At 60.9% G+C, this 17,562-nt stretch carries 16 protein-coding genes; 4 read left to right on the top strand and 12 right to left on the bottom strand.

Annotated elements, in window-relative coordinates:
• Positions 1-46: 46 nt before the first annotated feature.
• From LAN64_13050 to LAN64_13000, 11 genes are all read right to left on the bottom strand, one after another.
• Complete coding sequence (locus LAN64_13050; GenBank protein ID MBZ5568764.1) at positions 47-3,337, bottom strand: cytochrome c; 3,291 nt, start codon at positions 3,335-3,337, stop codon at positions 47-49.
• Positions 3,338-3,428: 91 nt separating this feature from the next.
• Positions 3,429-4,358 (bottom strand): cytochrome C, encoded by a 930-nt coding sequence (locus tag LAN64_13045; GenBank protein MBZ5568763.1) that lies wholly within the window; start codon positions 4,356-4,358, stop codon positions 3,429-3,431.
• A 91-nt stretch (positions 4,359-4,449) separates the two neighbouring features.
• Entirely contained in the window at positions 4,450-5,292 is an 843-nt protein-coding gene (locus LAN64_13040; protein ID MBZ5568762.1) for a cytochrome b N-terminal domain-containing protein, read from the bottom strand.
• Positions 5,293-5,517: 225 nt separating this feature from the next.
• Positions 5,518-6,633, bottom strand: a complete 1,116-nt coding sequence (locus LAN64_13035; protein ID MBZ5568761.1) for a Rieske 2Fe-2S domain-containing protein — start codon at positions 6,631-6,633, stop codon at positions 5,518-5,520.
• 6 nt (positions 6,634-6,639) lie between these two features.
• The gene (gene hemH, locus LAN64_13030; GenBank protein ID MBZ5568760.1) at positions 6,640-7,668 is read right to left on the bottom strand and encodes a ferrochelatase; all 1,029 of its coding nucleotides are present in this window, start codon (positions 7,666-7,668) and stop codon (positions 6,640-6,642) included.
• Positions 7,669-7,893: 225 nt separating this feature from the next.
• Positions 7,894-8,940 carry an isocitrate dehydrogenase (NAD(+)) gene (locus LAN64_13025; GenBank protein ID MBZ5568759.1) on the bottom strand — a complete coding sequence of 349 codons (1,047 nt, stop codon included), beginning with the start codon at positions 8,938-8,940 and terminating at the stop codon, positions 7,894-7,896.
• Positions 8,941-9,538: 598 nt separating this feature from the next.
• On the bottom strand, positions 9,539-9,826 hold the full coding sequence (locus LAN64_13020; GenBank protein ID MBZ5568758.1) for a hypothetical protein: 288 nt from the start codon (positions 9,824-9,826) through the stop codon (positions 9,539-9,541).
• A 333-nt stretch (positions 9,827-10,159) separates the two neighbouring features.
• Positions 10,160-10,663: a transcriptional regulator NrdR gene (nrdR, locus tag LAN64_13015; protein MBZ5568757.1), complete on the bottom strand. Its 504-nt coding sequence runs from the start codon at positions 10,661-10,663 to the stop codon at positions 10,160-10,162.
• A gap of 250 nt (positions 10,664-10,913) precedes the next feature.
• Positions 10,914-12,248: a flippase-like domain-containing protein gene (locus tag LAN64_13010; protein MBZ5568756.1), complete on the bottom strand. Its 1,335-nt coding sequence runs from the start codon at positions 12,246-12,248 to the stop codon at positions 10,914-10,916.
• An 82-nt stretch (positions 12,249-12,330) separates the two neighbouring features.
• The gene (locus LAN64_13005) at positions 12,331-13,083 is read right to left on the bottom strand and encodes a lytic transglycosylase domain-containing protein (GenBank protein ID MBZ5568755.1); all 753 of its coding nucleotides are present in this window, start codon (positions 13,081-13,083) and stop codon (positions 12,331-12,333) included.
• A 64-nt stretch (positions 13,084-13,147) separates the two neighbouring features.
• Complete coding sequence (locus LAN64_13000; GenBank protein MBZ5568754.1) at positions 13,148-14,011, bottom strand: Cof-type HAD-IIB family hydrolase; 864 nt, start codon at positions 14,009-14,011, stop codon at positions 13,148-13,150.
• A gap of 265 nt (positions 14,012-14,276) precedes the next feature.
• Between LAN64_13000 and LAN64_12995 the strand changes: the two genes are divergently transcribed.
• Genes LAN64_12995 through LAN64_12985 form a run of 3 tightly spaced genes read left to right on the top strand, consistent with a single transcriptional unit; the run spans position 14,277 to position 15,486 of the window.
• Positions 14,277-14,783 (top strand): DUF2975 domain-containing protein, encoded by a 507-nt coding sequence (locus LAN64_12995; GenBank protein MBZ5568753.1) that lies wholly within the window; start codon positions 14,277-14,279, stop codon positions 14,781-14,783.
• Positions 14,783-15,046, top strand: coding sequence for a helix-turn-helix transcriptional regulator (locus tag LAN64_12990; GenBank protein MBZ5568752.1), 264 nt, complete (start codon positions 14,783-14,785; stop codon positions 15,044-15,046). Before LAN64_12995 ends, LAN64_12990 begins: the two co-directional genes overlap by 1 nt.
• A complete protein-coding gene (locus LAN64_12985; protein ID MBZ5568751.1) occupies positions 15,043-15,486 on the top strand; it encodes a hypothetical protein in 444 nt (147 codons plus the stop codon). Before LAN64_12990 ends, LAN64_12985 begins: the two co-directional genes overlap by 4 nt.
• Before the next feature lie 52 nt (positions 15,487-15,538).
• Here the strand turns inward: LAN64_12985 and LAN64_12980 are convergent, their stop codons facing one another.
• Entirely contained in the window at positions 15,539-16,126 is a 588-nt protein-coding gene (locus LAN64_12980; GenBank protein MBZ5568750.1) for a porin family protein, read from the bottom strand.
• A 150-nt stretch (positions 16,127-16,276) separates the two neighbouring features.
• Between LAN64_12980 and LAN64_12975 the strand changes: the two genes are divergently transcribed.
• Complete coding sequence (locus tag LAN64_12975; protein MBZ5568749.1) at positions 16,277-17,533, top strand: Nramp family divalent metal transporter; 1,257 nt, start codon at positions 16,277-16,279, stop codon at positions 17,531-17,533.
• Positions 17,534-17,562 lie beyond the last annotated feature (29 nt).

Genomic DNA, 17,562 nt, shown 5'->3' with positions numbered 1-17,562 from the left:
ACTGCCTCTCCGTTCAGTTATTGAGGGCCTGACAAATCCAGCTATTTTAGCGCGAGCCACCTGCCCCGGCTGTGCCCGGGGATCGCCTGTTCTGGGCCAAGCCCGAGTTGGAACCGGATCTGGAGCTGCTGGATGACTTGTTGCCCGGCACAGCGCCGCGCGGCAACTGGGCCGAGAGGCGGCGCTGCTCCTCCGGCGTCAATTGAAAGATGTAGCGAACCAGCAGCTTGGTTTGATCGGCGGGATAGTTTTGCAACGAGGGCGGAGTCGGCCCCGCGAAAACAATGCGCCCGTTTTCCTTCTTGAACAGGCCGGAAGGCATGGCGGTACCGGGGCTGATGTTAGCTGGGTCCATGAGCCAGCGCTCGGTCCACCCGGGCTTGAGGCGCTCCTTGGCGAGCAGGAAGTTGGGCGCGGTGGCGGTTTTGTCATGGGCGGGATCGCCGGTGGCGTGGCACTTGAGGCAGGGCGCGGCTTGGCTGGTAAACAGGGCGCGCGCCATGTCGGTTTCGGCGGCGGTCAGGAGCTGCTGCTTCTGCGGGATGTAAGGCATCGGCTGCTGGGAGAGCGCCTGGAAGAAGCGTACCAGCTTGCGCAGCTCGTTTTCGGAAAAGAAAAACGTCGGCATGCGCACGGCGAGATAAGGACGTACGCCGTTGCGGTGCTGATCGTTCGGGTTCGGGGCCATTGAGGGATTGGCCAGAAAGCGGAGCAGCCATTCGGGATCCACGCGCGCGCCTTCGGTGAGCAGCTTGGGCGGCAATTGCTCCTTGGCGTCCTGATAGCGAGGCACGGTTTCGATGGCGGTCTTCTGGCCGGGGGTGAACTGGTGGCAGCCGACGCAGTTGTACTTGCGCACGATCCACCAGCCTTCCTGGATGTCGCGACGGGCATCCTCGGGACGGTACTGATAGCTCGCGGGAAGGGAAGTCTCCTGGCTGCCAAGAAGGAACGTGGCGAGAGCGCGGATCTGTTCCTTGGTGAGGTGCGGATCCGGCATACGAAGTTTTTCAGTGTCGCTCTTGATCATGCCCTGGTCGTAGACGTTGGGCATGGCGAGCTTGTGCTCGAAGAAGCCCTTGTGGTTGTACCAGGGGGCGTGGGCCGGACCTTCGGGTAGGCGCGCGCGGAGGGCGGGATCCTGGATCGGCTCCTTGCCACTGTCCTCGGCGACCTTGGTGAGCAGCGCGAAATCGAGGCGCTCGATGGGCTTGCTGCCTTCCGTGGTGAGCTCGGTGCCGATGCGACCTTCCTCTTCAAGTCCGGCGATTTCGTGGCAACCAGCACAACCGAATTGCTGGATCCACTTCTTGCCCTCGGCCTTGAGCCTGGGATCATCCATGTAGGGCGCCTCGGGATAGGAAGAGGGCTCCTGCTTTTTCTGCGCGAGCAGGTAGGTGGCGATGTCGGCGACCTCGTCATCGGCAAGGCGCAGGCTGGGCATGACGGTCATCTGCTCGACTTGGAGCTCGTGGCCGTCGTTGGGACACTTGCTATGGTCGAAATCGAAGACGTAGGGCAGGCCGTGCTTGCCGTAGTCCTCGGGGCCGATGTCCTTTTTTTCGTAGGCGCAGTAGGGTCGCGTGCGGACGCGCGGGTTCTTGATCCAGCGGACGATGTAATCGTAATTCGCTTTTTCGCCCAGGCGCGAGAGGTTGGCAGCGAAGTCGCCGCCGATCTGGTCGCTGCCCTCGCCGATGGAGTGGCAGGCTAGGCAGCCGCGGGTTTCAAAAAGCTCCTTGCCGCGGGCAGCGTTGCCGGGCTGGGCCCTGGGCAGAGGATCGGTAAGCGCGGTCTGCCAGAGGTATGCCGCGATCGCCCTGATCTGATTGTCGTTGAGGCGGAAGTTCGGCATCTTGGTGTTGAGGCGGAAGTCGGTGGGCTTGTGCAGCCAAACGGGGATCCAGTTGCGATTTAGTTTTTCGCGGACTTCCTTGAGGTCGGGGCCGATCTTCTTCTCGTCGCGCAGCAGGGAATTGGAGCGGAGATCGAGTTGCTCGATGCGGCCTGCGATTTTGCTGTTCTCGACGCGCAGCGCCTCGGCGCGCTGGTTGAGTTGAATGGCTTCCTGGTTTGTTTCAGCCTGATCAGCCTGCTGCATGGCGATGGAGGCCTGGTGCAGGTTGTCTCGCTGCTGCTGCTCCATTTGCTTGATCTGCTGGCCGATGTTGGTGAGTTCTTCGGGCTCGCGATCGTAGCCCTCGTAGCGATGGCATCCGTTGCACCCGCGCTGGCGGAAGAGGAACTTGCCCTCGCTGATCACCTGGCCGACCGAACCGGCCTGGATGAACATGTCCCCCTGATGGCAGGTTTGGCAACCAGCTTCCATGTTGGCCTTGCGGAACAGCGGCCACAACCAGTGCTCGTAGCGGCCGTGCGCCTTTTCCACGCTGGTGGTGGCGCGACCGTTGCCCTGATGACAGGGCGAGCAGCCGAACTTGTCGGGATCGTGGATAGTGAGCAAGTCAGTTTCGGGATGGCTGGTAAAGGCGAGGGCGTAATCGTCAGGAGACTTGCGGCCCTTGGGAGTCATCAGCGCGGCGGTGAGGCGAACGGGTTCACGCGTGCCCATGTGGCAGGACTCGCAGCGGTCCACGATGTTGGCTTCCGCGACGTTGATCTGAACAATTTCCGGGTCCCAATTGGCGATCTTGTTCTGCAGCCCGCGGAGCGCTTCGGGCGGGAGCGACACCAAGTGCTCCTTGATCCAGGTGTCGCGGGCGAGCTTGGCTTCGTTGATGGGCTTGAGCAGGTCGCCGAGTTGACCGCCGAGCCGGCCTTTTTCGTCCTTGAGCTGGTTATACGTTTCTTCAAGTTGCTGAAAGTTATATTTCTTGCTGCTGCCGTCGGGATAGCGAACCTCGAATTGCTGTGCCTTGTACTTGTCGAGGTCCTTTTGCTTGGACGCCTTAGAGCTAGGGCTGTCGTCGGTTTCGATCTCGTAGGTGAGGGCATTGACGTAAGCGCGCTTGTCGGTGAAGACGCTTTGGACGGCGAGGATATCGGCGGATTTCTCGGCGAGCTGCTTGTTGATGTCCTGGATTTTCGGCTCGGCGGATTTGTAGGCAGACTGGTAGGCGTCGTTGAGGGCACGGAAGTCGGGGTTGTTCTGCAGGTCTTTCTCGGCGTCGGCGGACTGCGAGCGCGCCTGCTTGAGGAACGAGATGTAGCGCTCCTGGAAGACGCGCTGGTAGCGCTTCCATGGGCGCTGGCCGTAGTCCTCGTCCCACATGGCCCACAACAGGGTTCCGATCAGCACCACGATGGCGACGGTGTAGTGCAGGGCATACGATTTGGTGGTGATCGGGTCTGACTCGGGAATGGATTGCTCGGACACCGCGTTCCTCCAAAAGCGTCGTGGCCGTTGGTCGTTAGCGAGTGTCGTCAGCGTTAGCGCCAACGACCAGCGACCAGCGACCAACCGACCGTCACACGTTGAACCAGGGCGTTATCCACACGTACTTGATGTGCAAGCTCAGGCGCAGCAGCATCTTGATGGGCAGCGCGACCATGGTGAGCATGAGAAACATCATGATCTGGTACTGCAGCAGGCTCATGCGGCGCCAGTCCTTGGGCATTTTTCGGCGGAACAGGGCGGTCATGACAAAGCCGCCGACCGCGAAATAACCGCCCACGACGATGGCGCCAAAAATTCCCTTGCCCAGATTCGAGGTGATGCCGAACAGGTCAGGCAAGTCGCGGTTCACCTCGTAAATTAATCGGTTGTGGTCCCAGGTCTGGCCGGGCCAAAACCACTGCCAGCCGGGACCGCGAATGAAGGTGCCGATGAGGATCATTGAGACCCAAAGGACTAGAAAACCGAAGCAGAAAGTGGCAATGGAGAACTTCCGTTGCTTCAGGGTGTAGTAGCCGCTGCCCAGCGGATTCGTATCAATGTAGGGAATCACCATCAGGCCGACGATGATGAGCGTGGGCATGACCACGCCGGCAATCCACGGGTCGAAGTACACCAGCATCTCCTGCAGGCCGAGGAAGTACCACGGAGCTTTGGCAGGATTCATGGTCAGGTTGGGATTCGCCGGCTCCTCCAGCGGCGCGCTCATGGTGATGGACCAGACCATGAGGATGGCGGTGACGATGATCGCCGCCAGAAATTCCATACGCAGCAGGAAAGGCCAGACGTGGACTTCCTTCTGCCATCCGGGGCGGAAGGGCCAGGTCTTGCGATGGTGCGTCTTCGCGAGCTCGGGATCGGCTTCCAGTTGCGCGATGAGTTGGTCGTTGCCTTTGGCCTGACGGAAGGCCAGCCAACAATAGAACAGCACCAGGGGCAGCAGGGCCGTGATGGGGATGTTGTCAGGCGTGGTCGCGATGGTCCAGAGCTGATGCCAGTTCATAAGAATTCCAAAGTTTCAGTTTCGGCTTCAGTTTGTCAGCTTCTGACTTTTCCACTTTGCTGAGACAGAAACTGAAACTGAAACAATTTGTCTAAGCTCCTGCCGCCAACTGCGCCCGGCGCGGCTTGTCGGCTTCGGAGGCGAGCATGACCGGAGCGGGACCGGAGATGCCACCATCCTTCCGCACGCGCCAGAAGTGCACGATCATGAAAACCGAAGCGATGATCGGAATCGCGATGCAATGCCAGATGTAGGCGCGCAGCAGGGCATTGGCGTCCACAATGGAGCCGCCTAACAAGCCGAAACGCACGTCGTTGTAGGGCGTCATACCGAGTTGCGAGCCGAAAGGTCCTTCGTTTCCGAGCAGCGGCGTGGCGCGCGCCATGTTGGTGCCCACGGTGACGGCCCAGAATCCGAGCTGATCGTCGGGCAGCAGGTAGCCGGTGAAGGAGAGCAGCAGCGTGAGCACGAGCAGGATCACGCCGACGTTCCAGTTGAACTCGCGCGGCTTTTTGTAGGAGCCGGTGAGAAAGACGCGGAACATGTGGAGCTCGACGGCGATGACCATTAGGTGAGCCGCCCAGCGATGCATGTTGCGCAGGATCTTGCCGAAGGGAACGTCGTGCTCCAGGTACAGCACGTCGCGGAAGGCCTGCACCTTGGTCGGGTGGTAATAGAACATCAGCAGCACGCCGGTGAAGGTGAGGACGATGAACAGGTAAAAGGTGATTCCGCCCATGCCCCAGGTGTAGGGGTAGCGCACGGAGTCGCGATTGATCTTGGCCGGGTGCAGGTGCAGGAAGACGTTAGAGAGCACGCCGAGAGCGCGGTTGCGCGGGGTCTCGTCGTGCTTGTGGCGAAAAATCGAGGTGTAGACCTGCGTCTTGGTGGGGTCCTTGACGCTTTCGATCTGCTCCTTGACCTTGCCGGGCATCTCGGTGCGGAAGGCTTCGACCTCTTCCTTCACGATGATGCCAATGCCTTTCTTCCCGTTCTTGGGCGCGCCGGAGGCTCCGTCACCGGAAGCGCCATTGCCGGAAGCCCCGTTACCTTTTACGTGATCATCGGCCATAAGACCCTCTGGAGTTATCGGTGATCGGTCGTCGGTCATGCCGCGCGTAGCCGCGAAAGACGCAACCGAAAACCGTAAACCTAGTTCCTACACCGAGAGGAACGCTCCCGGATCGTCAAAATGACTAGCTTGGCCCTTGGGCCATTGATACAGGCGCCCGACGTCCACCAGGACCTGGCCGTCGGGAGCGACCTCGACGTGGGCGCGGTCCATAGGGCGCGGCGCCGGACCTTCGAAGTTGATTCCCTCGCTGTCGTAGCCGCTGCCGTGGCAGGGGCACTTGAATTTGTTTTCGCTGGGCTTCCAGTCGGGTGTGCAGCCCAGGTGCGTGCACTTGGCGTAAATCACAAACAGGCGTCCGGGAATGCGGTCCACCCAGATGCGGTATCGCTGCTGGAGCTTGGTGTCCACGCCGAGACCGAAGTCGGATGGATATCCGATTTTGAAAACCGTGCTCGGCTCAAACAGCGTGCGTGGCAGGAAAAAGCGGAAGAACGCCAACAACCATGTTGCGAGAAATGCGACCACTCCGGTCCAGACCAGACGTCGGCGCTTGGCGTCAATCTCGGTGCCGATTCTTCCGGCGCTGCTGACGCCACCGGCGGCGGCGGCTTTCGACGTGCCAACCGCAGGCGTGCCGACGTACTTCACCGCGGAACCGGTGCGCGCCACCTGAGATACGGCGGACATGGCCGCAGCGGGCCTTGCGGCAGGGGCAGCCGCGGGCCTGGCGGACGCGGGCGCCGCAGCAGCAGCGGCAGGGAGCGCAGCCGGGGGCGGAACTTCGCCCAGCAGCAGGGCAAGGTCGGCATCGGTGAGCGGCGGAAGATTGTTGCGTTTGCGGCGCGCCTGCTCGGCGGCGAGGGAGGACTTGCTCCACTTGAAGCCGCTCTTCATCATTTCAGCGGCGGCGGGGCTGGGAGTGGCGGAAGCTGCAGCGGGAGCCGGCGGTGGAGCGGGTGCGGCGGCGGCTGGGACGGACGGTGTCGGGGCGGCTGGTGCGGCGACTTCACCGCCTTCCCACGACATGGGCTGACCCGCCTTAAGAGCTTCAATGTCCTCGTCGCTGATCAACTGCAGGCCGGCACGCTTGCGGTACGCCTGTTCGGCCGCGATCACGGAGTTATTGAGCGGTTTGCGCGGCCAGGCCGGAAGCCGGCCCAACTCGCCGCCGGCCACAGCCTTGGATCCCTCATCAACCATTCTTCTTCACCCCTTGGCCACCACCCGCATGGCCTGGGAGGCGAACGCGGGCTCCTTTCTTGCCGGCTCGACGCAGGCGATGACCAATTGGGCCAGCGCGCCGATGAATTCCAGGGAAACGTTGAGGCCCTCGGTCATCTCGAAGCGCGTGATGCCGGCCTGCGTGGCCAACGCGCGGCCTTCATGATCAATCTCGCCCAGGGTCTCGACGTGGTCCGAGACAAAAGAAATGGGCACCACGCAGACGTCCTTGATGCCGGCGGCGCCCAGTTCGCGGATGGTCGAGCGCAAGGATGGCTGCAGCCACTTGCTGGCGCCGACTTTGCTCTGATAACAGAGCCGATGGCAATTGAGCCACCCGCCGCGCCGCATGAGCAGCGTGGCCGTTTCCTCGATCTGCCGCTGGTAGGGATCGCCTTGCTCGACCACCGCCACCGGAACGCTGTGCGCGCTGAACACGAGCACGACATCGTTGGGGTCAGGGAAGCGAGAGAGAGCTTCGTCTACGCGATCGGCAAGGGCATCGAGGTAAAGCCCGTTGCGATAGAAGTCATGGATGCAGGAGACCTGGCGTCCGGCTGCAGAGAATTTGCGGTTCCATTCGTTGAGGCTGCTGCCGGTGGTGGTTTTGGAGTACTGCGGGTAAAGCGGGAGCAGCACGACATGGTCGCAAGCCGAGGCGTCGAGGGCGGCGACGGCTTCCTCGGTGAAGGGATGCCAATATCGCATGGCGACAAAACAGCGGGCGTCAAGACCTTCGGCGCGGAGCCGCCTTTCCAGCGCTCCCGCCTGGCGCTCGGTGTGGCGACGAATGGGCGACGCGCCGCCGATCGCCTTGTAGTGGTGCGCGACTTTGCGGGCGCGCGTGGTCGAGATTAGCTTGGCGAGCGCCTTGCGGCCAAGGCTGGCGAAGGGAAAGTCGATGATGTCGGGGTCGCAAAATAGGTTGTAGAGAAACGGCTCAATGGCCTCGATGGAATCCGGGCCGCCAAGCTGGAACAGAACCACACCCACGCGACGACTGGTTCGCGCCATCCGGAAGAACACCCCACAGTGCAGAGCGATGATATTCAAAACGTCCGCTGCTCGTCAAACGGTGAGTGGAAAACAGGTGTCCTGAAAGCCGCGCTGGGTGCGGGTTTTGGAAGAGCATGTTTTTTGCAGGATGGTGGTTGGCAATTCGCACCCGGTAGTCCGTAGCCCGTAGTCCGGCCCGGACTACCGACTACCCGCTAGTTACACGACACAAGAGGAGAATGGTCACGCTTGGCGAATCACCGGTTCCGCCTCCGCCGATTTCGGCTGGGCTTCCATGGCCTCGATGATGGCATCGGCGAACTGGGAAGTGGTGGCGCTGCCGCCCACGTCGCGGGTGCGCTTGGTCTTGTCGCGATAGACTTTCTCGATCGCATTGCGGATTCGCCACGCCGCCTCGGATTCGCCGAGGTGGCGAAGCATGAGAATCCCGGAGCGCAGCAGGGCGGTGGGATTGGCGATGCCGCGGCCGGCAATGTCGGGAGCGGAGCCATGCACCGCTTCAAAAATGGCGCAGCCCTCGCCGAAATTGGCGCCGGGAACGACGCCCAGGCCGCCGACGAAGGCGGCGCAGAGGTCGCTGATGATGTCGCCGTACAGGTTTTCCAGCAACAAGATGTCGTACTGATACGGATTGGTGACCAGTTGCATGCAGGTGTTGTCGACGATGTGCTCGCCGTAGGTGATCTCCGGATATTCGTGAGAAATGTTGCGCGCGCAGCGCAGGAACAGGCCGTCGGAGAGCTTCATGATGTTGGCCTTGTGGATGCAGTGGATGCGCTTGCGCTGGTTCTTGCGGGCGTACTCGAAGGCGAAGCGGGAGATACGCGTGCACGCCTTCTCGGTGATGATCTTCAGGCTCTCGACCACGCCGGGCACGACTTCGTGCTCGATGCCGGAATACAGGCCCTCGGTGTTCTCGCGGATGATGATCAGGTCTACGTCGGGATAGCGCGTGGGGATGTGCGGAAGATTGCGGATGGGGCGGAAGTTCGCGTACAGCTCAAAGCGCTTGCGCAAGGCGACGTTGATGCTGGAGAACCCACCGCCGATGGGCGTGGTGATGGGGCCTTTGAGCGCGACCTTAGTGCGCTCGAAGGAGTCGATCAGCGCCTGGGGCAGATATTCCTGGTATTTCTCGTAGGCATCGGCGCCGGCTGCCTGGCGCTCCCATTGGAACCTCACCCCGGTGGCCTCGAGGATGCGCACCACGGCGTCGGTGATTTCGGGGCCGATGCCGTCGCCGGGAATGAGGGTGACAGTGTGGGTCATGGACGTGGCCATTGATCAGTCTTTCGCGTCGTAGAGCAGCCTCGTCACGGAGGTTTCTTACCGCGCGCGCATGCCATGCCAGCCTACGTTAGAGCAAGCCCATGGTTGCTGTAAACCAGGGCTGAAGCCCGTATCCGGCAGAAGCCCGCTCACCCTAAAGGCCAGAGCTTCCACCGTAGGATATGCGGCTAAGCCGATTTTGGAATCTTCCAGCACCTCTGGTTGACGGTGTCCGCTGTTACCGTTTGGTAACGGCAGCAGACCCCACTCCCCCCATCCCATATCGGAGAATCAACAACTTACCCACGGTATACCTTGAAAGTCGCACGGTAACCGTTGGCGTCCCGGCGAAGCGCGTTTATTATCGCAAACATAAACAGGCCCTATGAAAACACAACACCTCTCCGCCGACAAATCGCATTCTCAGCATAGCGGGTCGGAGGAGAAATGTCTGTGACATGCAACACAAAAATGAGGCTTTGAAGGCGGGGGATTTCCCGATTTGAGGCTAGACAAACCGACGCTCCTCGTTCAAAAAATATGGGCCTGGTCTTCGCCCCTAATTTCTATTCTCTTGATACGCACTCCCGTGGGTTCTTCAACGAAATAGATTGCGGTCCCAGAAAGCCTTCTTCGTCAGTTGCTCCGTACCACATTTTGCTTCCCCAATACCGGTCAGCGGAGCCTGTTCGAACCACTCCGCAGCGTGCACCTCATACTTTTTGGATTCCTCGACGAAGTGAACGTAATGTTTGCCATCGACGACTTCCGAGTGGACTAAATACACGCCGGGACGCAGCGTGACATCTCCCACCGTGGCCTGGCGGTCAAGGACGATCTCGCCTTTTGTCGTTCGCTTCCATGCACTGCAGCTGCTCGGCAGCAATGGCGCTGAGCGCGACAAAAGCCATGACGATTAGAATGGGCCAAAGTTTCCTCATGGCCACCTCCTGACGCAAAGGAGAACCAAGATTTCGGCTCGGCTCGCGTCCGCTCTGGTCAACTAGGTGAATTATCGGCTTACTAACGGAGATAGATGAGGAGTTGCATGAAATATTTTGCGCTCGTTCCCGGGTTGGGAAGCTGAAGTGATCCGCCTTCCCCCTCAGCTTCCTGCGGCGCTAAGCAGCGCCAGGTCCCGAGCCGATCCGGAATTATTGTTGTGAACAGCCCTTAGCGTAAGTTACGCCAGAAATTGGGACTGCCGGCACGAGTCTTTCTACTGCGTTTTCGCTCCTGTAGTTTTCGCCTTCACCGGTTCCACCATATCTTTTGCTTTCAGCAGCTCCTTCAACTCCAGCATGAACTCCTGCACGTCCTTGAAATCCAGGTAAACCGAGGCGAAGCGCACGTAGGCGACTTTGTCGTGGCGGCGCAGGCGATTCATGATCAGTTCGCCGATCTCGCTGGTCTTGCGCTCGCGTTCCGGGGAGTTGATAACGAAGTCTTCGGCTTCGTTGACGATCTGTTCCAGCTTGCCGATGGGAATGGGCCGCTTTTCGCAAGCGCGCAGCAGCCCGTTGAGAACTTTCTGGCGATCGAATTTTTCGCGCCGGCCGTCCTTCTTGACCACCATGTAGGGAATTTCGTCGATGCGCTCGTAGGTGGTGAAGCGCTTCTCGCACTTCAGGCACTCGCGGCGGCGGCGGATGGATTCGCCCTCCTTGCTCTCCCGCGAGTCGACCACCCGGTCGTTTTCAAAACCGCAGAACGGACACTTCATCTTGGGGCTTCCATGTTTCGGGTAACAATAGATTGTACACAAGTAGGCTTCAGGCTTCGGGCTGCAGGCTTCAGGCCGGAGAGCAAAGCCTAGGCTTGAGGCTGCAGGCTTCAGGTGGGATGCGCTGAAAATGAGTGCCACCACCGAGTCACCGAGTTCACCGAGACTCACCGAGAAAAGAGTTCAAGAGATGTGTTCGGTGTGTTCGGTGTTCTCTGTGTCTCGGTGGTGAAACAGAAATGGACCGCACCTAGAGTTTGCGGGTCTCGCCGGGAGCCTGAAGCCCGAAGCCTGGAGCCCGATGTTCGAGCGCTTTCTGATCGTGCGCTTCATGGGAAATCTTGCGCAGCGAAAGGTGCTCGCGATGGGCCAAGACAAGTCCGACGGGAATGACGGCCATGAAGGTCACCAGCCAGAGCAGGATGCCGCAACTGACGGCGAGTTCGGGCGGGATGCCGTAAATGACCTGCAGGGCGCTGATCACGGCAAGCTGACTGCCGCCGCCCACGGCGGGTAACTGCACGACCGAGCCGACCATGCTGAAGCCCATCAGCAGCAAGGTGTGACCGACATCGAGGTCGGCCAGATGAGGCCGGTCGCCAATGCGCTTGACCAAGTGATTGCCCTTGTACAGCCACAGGCCGTGGTCGTGGGGACGGTCGTGGCGTTCGATGCGAAAGCCCTTGGGTTCAAGCGCGCTGCGTAGATCCGCGAGCGTCGTGTCGTCCAGCGGCTGGCCGGCGAAGAGGGGATTGTCCGCCATCTTCGCGGTCTCCGCGTCCACCGAACGCGGCTCCGGTTTTTGACCGGTAATCTTGGCCTGGCGCCAACCGGGTTCCGGCGGGTAGGCGTGCGCCACCTCGCGGTAGGCGAGCGCGATGATGAACCAGATCGCCAACGACAGCGCGGTGAGCTGGAGAAACGAGAGGCGATCCTGGATGGTGTTCAGGCCGATGCCGAAGGCGCGCGTTTTCTCCTCCAGATGCTCGGCCAGCTTCCGCGAAAAGGGGCTCACGGTGCGGTGGAGGAAGGCGGCGACGCGCGGCCCTTGGGTGCGGATCAGGTAGCACAATCCCGACACCGCGGCCACCAGCGAAAGCAGCAGCAATGCGGCTTCGCGGAATCTTGGAATATACGGGTTGGACTGAATGCTGCTGGGCACAAAAACATTGATCGCCATCAGGACGGCAAAGGCGCCGACGTCGAAAATGCGCTCCACCGTCCAGACGCCGATCTGCGAGGACAGCGACACGTTCTCCTTCTTGGAGATCAGGTAAGGCCGGACGAACTCACCCGGCCGGCCCAGTAATGCCAGCCCGGTAAAGCCGATGAAAGTGGGCGCAATGAGCCGGGAAACAGGCGCGTTACAGATCGGCTTGAGAAAAACTCTCCAGCGCACCGCCCGCAGGTAGTAGGTGGAGTAGATCAGTGCGATGGCGAAAAAGATGTGGAGCTTGCCGATGCCGCTCGTCTCGGCGCGGAAGCGAGCCCAGTCGAAAGTTCGCCAGTGCTGGATTTGGAAATACACCAGTACTGCAAGCACGACAATGACGACGGCGCTAGTGAGGACTCGCTTCGTATTCATCGGCAAGGCGGGGGGCACATACCTCAACTTAAACGACCCCGTCACGGAGGGTCAATGCAGCGCCCTATGTTTTGAAGCAAGGTCAGGAGCCCGGAGCAGGCGCGACGGCGGGCTTAACGGCGGTCTGAGCCGGCTGGGCGGGAGTCGTCTTCTTGGCTTTGGTCTTATGAGCATTCGGTTGGGCCTTGCGCGCCGCCAGCTTCTTGCGATTGAAATCGCGGATGACGCTGGCCACGTAGGCGCGCGTTTCGTGATAGGGCGGGACCCCATGGTACTGCTCGACGCGTTGTGGCCCGGCGTTATAGGCGGCTAGCGCCTTGGCGAGATCGTTGTCGTAGCGTGCCAGCAACTCGCGCAGATAACGCGTGCCCCCGTCCACGTTGGCCTGGGAATCAAAAGAGTCTTTCACGCCCAGTTTGGCGGCGGTGTCCGGCATAAGCTGCATCAGGCCGCGCGCTCCCTTGGGAGAAACGGCCTTGGGATTGAAGCCGCTCTCGGCGCGGATGACGCTGTCAATCAGGTCGGCGTCCAACAGGTGCTTGTCGCTGGCGGCGGCGACGACCGACTTCAGGTCCCTGACGGCGGGCGGCGTGGGCGCCGCGGCGGGTGGCGGCGGCAGTGGCAGTTGCTCTTGCGAGAGAGAAACAATGTCCGCGGTGGCAACGTCAATGAAACTGTCGTCCCCTGCGTCAGTAAACAGCCGCGAGGTTTCCTGCATGATCTGGCGGTGATCGAAGCGCATGCTGAAGCCGTTGCGCAGGGTGGCCACGTATACGATGCCGGGCGTGGACGCGGTGGCCGCCGGCAGCGACACGGGTGAAAGCGATTCCGCCATGGCCGCGGACACCAGCACGATCACGCAACCTACAATTTGCGCCAGACTTTTCATTGCTTAACGATCATTGCTTACCGATTGCTCCCGCGCCCACACCCAACACCTGCTCCACCGCGACGGCGACACCGTTCTGCTCGTTGGATGCGGTCACCCTCCAGCCGAACCGCTTTAATTCTGGACAGGCGTTTCCCATAATAACGGGTACTCCCGAGAACTCAAGCATTTCCACGTCGTTGTAGTTGTCACCGATGGCCATGACCTGGTTACGAACGATACCGCGATGGCGCGTCCAGCGCTCCAGGGCATGGCCTTTGGAGCAGCCCTGATTGAGGACGTCCAGGATGGTGAGATCGCGGGCGACATATTCCGTTTTTAAGACCGTGATTTCTTGGGACATCCCAGCGGCGGCGAGGCGCGCCTGCGCCTCCACCATGCGGGCGATGGTACCGCAGTACATGATCTGGATGGGATCGGCAACCAGCGCGTCCTCCAGCGGTACGACGCGCTCGATATAGGCTTCGTTCTTTTCCATCCAGCGGCTGATGGAGCCGTGTAGTTCGGCGGTGCGTTCCACCACCAGCGAGCCCCGGTCTTCGCGATCGAAGGTGAGGACGGCGTTGCTGCGAAACTCGTTCATGTGGCGGATCAGCTTGCGCGCACTGGCGGCGGGCAGCTTGTCGGTGAAGAAGTGCTCGCCCTGCGTGGACTTGGTGACCGCGCCATTGGAGCTGATCAGCCAGAGGTCGAATCCCAGCGCCTGCGCGATGGGCAGGGCAAACATGTGGCGGCGGCCGGTGACCAGCACGACTTCGACGCCGGCAGCGTGGGCGCGGCGAAGAGACCTCAGGTTTGCCTCGGAAATCTGGAACTGAGGATCGAGCAGGGTACCGTCGATATCGATGGCCAGCAGTCGGATGGGCGGCTTCACTGGGTCCTAATTCTACCGGGGTCAGCGGCGGATGTCTTGTACGAGCACCTAAGTACTTCAGTACCTGAGTACCTTGCATGCTGAGCACCGGTTGCTGCCGCGAATGCTCACAGAGGCACGTAGGGTACCTAAGTATGTGAACAAGTTGTTCGCGCAGGCGTGCAGCGCGCCTACACCGCTGTTGCCGATTCTACTTGCCGATAAACGATAAATAGTTTATTGTTTATCGATAATGATTACGTCGAAAACCACGATGACACATTCGATGGCGCTACGCACGACCTGCGTCACCTTGCGTATCCTGATCGTCCTCAACTGGATTTTCGGAACCCTGATCTTCGCGCTGCTGGCGATCAGCTTCCAGGCTGAGGAATGGACCTGGCGAGCGCTCGGCGCCGGTGCGGTCGCCGGTCACGAGGGCATCGTCGCCGGGATGCGCTCAATCATGGTGATCGGCATCGCGGGCATCCCCCTCGCCTATGTCGTGTTAAGCCGGCTGCTCAGGATCGTCGAATCGGTGCGCACGGGCGAGCCGTTCACCAAGGACAACGCTGGGCGGCTGCGGACCATCGCCTGGGCGCTGCTCGGCCTCGAGCTGCTCCACATCGGCGTCGTCGCGATTGCGTCCGCGGTCTCGACCAAAGAAGTGCCGCTGCGGATCAACGGCAATTTCCAACTCACCGGTTGGCTAGCCATCCTCCTGCTGTTCGTGCTCGCGCAGGTGTTCCTCGAAGGGACGCGCATGCGCGAGGATCTCGAGGGCACCGTCTGATGGCCATTCTGGTCAAGCTCGACGACCTGCTGCACGAGCGGCGCATGACGCTGACCGAGCTCGCCGAGCGCATCGACATCACGCTCGCCAACCTGTCGATCCTGAAGACTGGCAAGGCGCGGGCGATCCGCTTCTCGACGCTCGAGGCAATCTGCGACGTGCTCGCCTGCCAACCGGGCGACCTCCTCGAATTTCGACCCGATTCGGGCGCGCCGGAGAGGCGCCCGTCCGTGTCGCGTGATGAGATTGGAGATTTGAAATGACTTCCACTGCTGCCACCGTTTCACCGGCCGTTGCGGCCCCCTTCGAGAGCGAAGTCTCTCTCGCTCGGCTCTACCTACTGCGCGCGATGTACCTGCTGCTGGTCATCGGCGGCGCCATCGTGTTTCTGCCGCAGTTGATAGGCCATGAGCCGACGGCGCGCGGGGTAATCCCGAGCATGCTCGGCGCACTGTGGGTGCTTGCATGTTTCGGGCTTCGCTACCCGCTGCAGATGCTTCCGATCCTTCTCTTCGAGCTCGTGTGGAAGACAATCTGGCTCATCGATTACGGGCTACCGCAATGGATGGCGGGCGTGCGCACGGCGCAATTCACAGAGGATTTCAAAGCGATCGCGTTGGCCCCCGTGATCTTCCTCGCGATTATCCCGTGGGCGTACGTTTTCCGGCATTACCTGAAGGAGCCGGGGGCACGTTGGCACTAGGCACCGTGAGTATTGCGCGTATCTCCGACTAAATCGTTGCCGGCGGGCGGCACTAAAACCGAAACACCAGCCCGCCGGTGGTCACGATGTTGTGCTGGCGCTGGTCAAAATTGCCGAGGTTGAAGCCGAGGCCGCCGGAGTAGAAGTCGCGCACTTCGCCGCGGACGCTGAGGTAGGGCGCGATTTTTACGTCAAGGCCACCTCCGTAGTCAAAGACGTTCGTGTTGGTGGTGTCGGAAGCGCCTAGCTGCCGCAGCCCGGAGTTGGCGCTGAAGTGAGCCAAGCCGCCGCCCACGGCAACCCACGGCGAGACGAAAAATCCGGGCGCGAACTTCACCCGCAGCCCGGGCGCGACAAACAGCGCCGAGTAACTCGCCGACGATGTCAGACCGAACGTCGTGACGTGAGAGTTTAGTGTTCCCACCACCGGCACCTCGACATAGGCGGACAGCAGCGGGACGGAAGCGATGCGATAGGCCACGCTGCCCTCGATCGCCGCAGCATTGCCGACGCCGGTGAGGTTGACGGGGAAGTATCCGCCGGCGCCAACGGCCAATTCAATCTTTTGCGCCACAGCGGGCACGGCCAGGAGCATGCTGACAATCGAAATCAGGATGGCTGTCTTGCTGGTTTTGCGCACAGAATTCTCCTCCGGATAAACGTTGGATGCACGTTCGCAGGATTGTGGGTGGCCAGATTCGAGAGCGGCATTTATGCTGGTGCGCGTTTGATCCCAGCAACTGTTCCTCGGGTCAGATACCCGAGCCCAACAGTCGAAGCGGCGTGACCGATGAAACGGTGGCTGAAACGGTGGCGAATTCGCATCCTGCTCATTCTGGCGGTAGTGGGGCCGGGATTCATCACGGCGAACGTGGACAACGACGCCGGCGGCATCCTGACCTACTCGCAAGCCGGGGCGCAGTTCGGCTACTCACTGCTGTGGACGATGATTCCCACCACCATCGCGCTGATCGTGGTGCAGGAAATGGCATCACGCATGGGCGCGGTCACCGGCAAGGGACTCAGCGACCTGATCCGCGAGGAGTTCGGCTTCCGCATCACCTTCTTCATGATGGTGGCGCTGATCGTCATCAACTTCGGCAACATCCTCAGCGAATTTGCCGGTATCGCCAGCAGCCTGGAGCTGTTTCACGCCAGCAAGTACATCACCGTACCGGTGTGCGCGGCCTTCGTGTGGCTGATCGTGGTGAAGGGCAGTTACAAGAGCGTTGAGAAGGTATTCCTGATGGCGTCCTTCTTCTACATCGCTTACATTTTCGCGGGCGTGCTGTCGAAGCCCCACTGGGCGGAAGCCATGGTGAGGACGGTAACCCCGCCGCCGCGCCACAACGTGTGGTCGGATCCGACGTACTTATACATGACCATCGGCGTAATTGGCACTACCATTGCGCCTTGGATGCAGTTCTACCTGCAAGCATCAATCGTGGAAAAGGGGATTACCGTGCGGCAGTACCGCACCTCGCGACTGGACGTGATCCTGGGGTGCGTATTCGCGGTGGTGGTGGCCTGGTTCATCGTGCTGGCATGCGCCGCGAGCTTGCATGTGCACGGCGTGCGTAACATCGAGACCGCCGCCCAGGCCGCCATTGCGCTCCGCCCCCTGGCCGGCCGGTATGCATACCTGTTGTTTGCCGCCGGGCTGTTCAATGCCTCGCTGTTCGCGGCTTCCATCCTGCCGATTTCAACCGCGTACTCGGTGTGCGAGGGTCTGGGCTTCGAGTCGGGGGTGGGGAAGAAGTTCCGCGAAGCGCCGGTCTTCTACTGGCTGTACACGGCGCTGATCGCGGCCGGGGCGGGCGTGATCCTGGTCCCGAATTTCCCCTACATCAAGGTGATCCTGTTTTCGCAGGTGCTGAACGGCATCGCGCTGCCGTTTGTGCTGGTGTTCATGGTCATGCTCATCAACAAGCGCGAACTCATGGGCGAGCACGTCAATTCGCGCTTTTACAACGTGGTCGCGTGGGCCACCACCGCCGTATTAATCGCGCTGACGGTCGCCTGGTTCGTCACCCTTGGCAAGGGCTAGCATTCCATTTCGGGAAAGTCCAAATGCTA

The organism is Terriglobia bacterium (genome assembly GCA_020073185.1).
Classification (GTDB): domain Bacteria; phylum Acidobacteriota; class Terriglobia; order Terriglobales; family Acidobacteriaceae; genus JAIQGF01.
The sequence above is the reverse complement of the archived record's forward strand: the minus strand, read 5'-3'. Positions and strand labels throughout refer to the sequence as shown.

What these genes read in the sequence shown, in the direction of transcription:
- LAN64_13045 (MBZ5568763.1), bottom strand. Translation starts at nt 4,358, where the DNA reads ATGAACTGGCATCAGCTCTGGACCATCGCGACCACGCCTGACAACATC.
- LAN64_13040 (MBZ5568762.1), bottom strand. Translation starts at nt 5,292, where the DNA reads ATGCCCGGCAAGGTCAAGGAGCAGATCGAAAGCGTCAAGGACCCCACC.
- LAN64_13035 (MBZ5568761.1), bottom strand. Translation starts at nt 6,633, where the DNA reads ATGGTTGATGAGGGATCCAAGGCTGTGGCCGGCGGCGAGTTGGGCCGG.
- hemH (MBZ5568760.1), bottom strand. Translation starts at nt 7,668, where the DNA reads ATGGCGCGAACCAGTCGTCGCGTGGGTGTGGTTCTGTTCCAGCTTGGC.
- LAN64_13025 (MBZ5568759.1), bottom strand. Translation starts at nt 8,940, where the DNA reads ATGACCCACACTGTCACCCTCATTCCCGGCGACGGCATCGGCCCCGAA.
- nrdR (MBZ5568757.1), bottom strand. Translation starts at nt 10,663, where the DNA reads ATGAAGTGTCCGTTCTGCGGTTTTGAAAACGACCGGGTGGTCGACTCG.
- LAN64_13010 (MBZ5568756.1), bottom strand. Translation starts at nt 12,248, where the DNA reads ATGAATACGAAGCGAGTCCTCACTAGCGCCGTCGTCATTGTCGTGCTT.
- LAN64_13005 (MBZ5568755.1), bottom strand. Translation starts at nt 13,083, where the DNA reads ATGGCGGAATCGCTTTCACCCGTGTCGCTGCCGGCGGCCACCGCGTCC.
- LAN64_12995 (MBZ5568753.1), top strand. Translation starts at nt 14,277, where the DNA reads ATGGCGCTACGCACGACCTGCGTCACCTTGCGTATCCTGATCGTCCTC.
- LAN64_12990 (MBZ5568752.1), top strand. Translation starts at nt 14,783, where the DNA reads ATGGCCATTCTGGTCAAGCTCGACGACCTGCTGCACGAGCGGCGCATG.
- LAN64_12985 (MBZ5568751.1), top strand. Translation starts at nt 15,043, where the DNA reads ATGACTTCCACTGCTGCCACCGTTTCACCGGCCGTTGCGGCCCCCTTC.
- LAN64_12975 (MBZ5568749.1), top strand. Translation starts at nt 16,277, where the DNA reads ATGAAACGGTGGCTGAAACGGTGGCGAATTCGCATCCTGCTCATTCTG.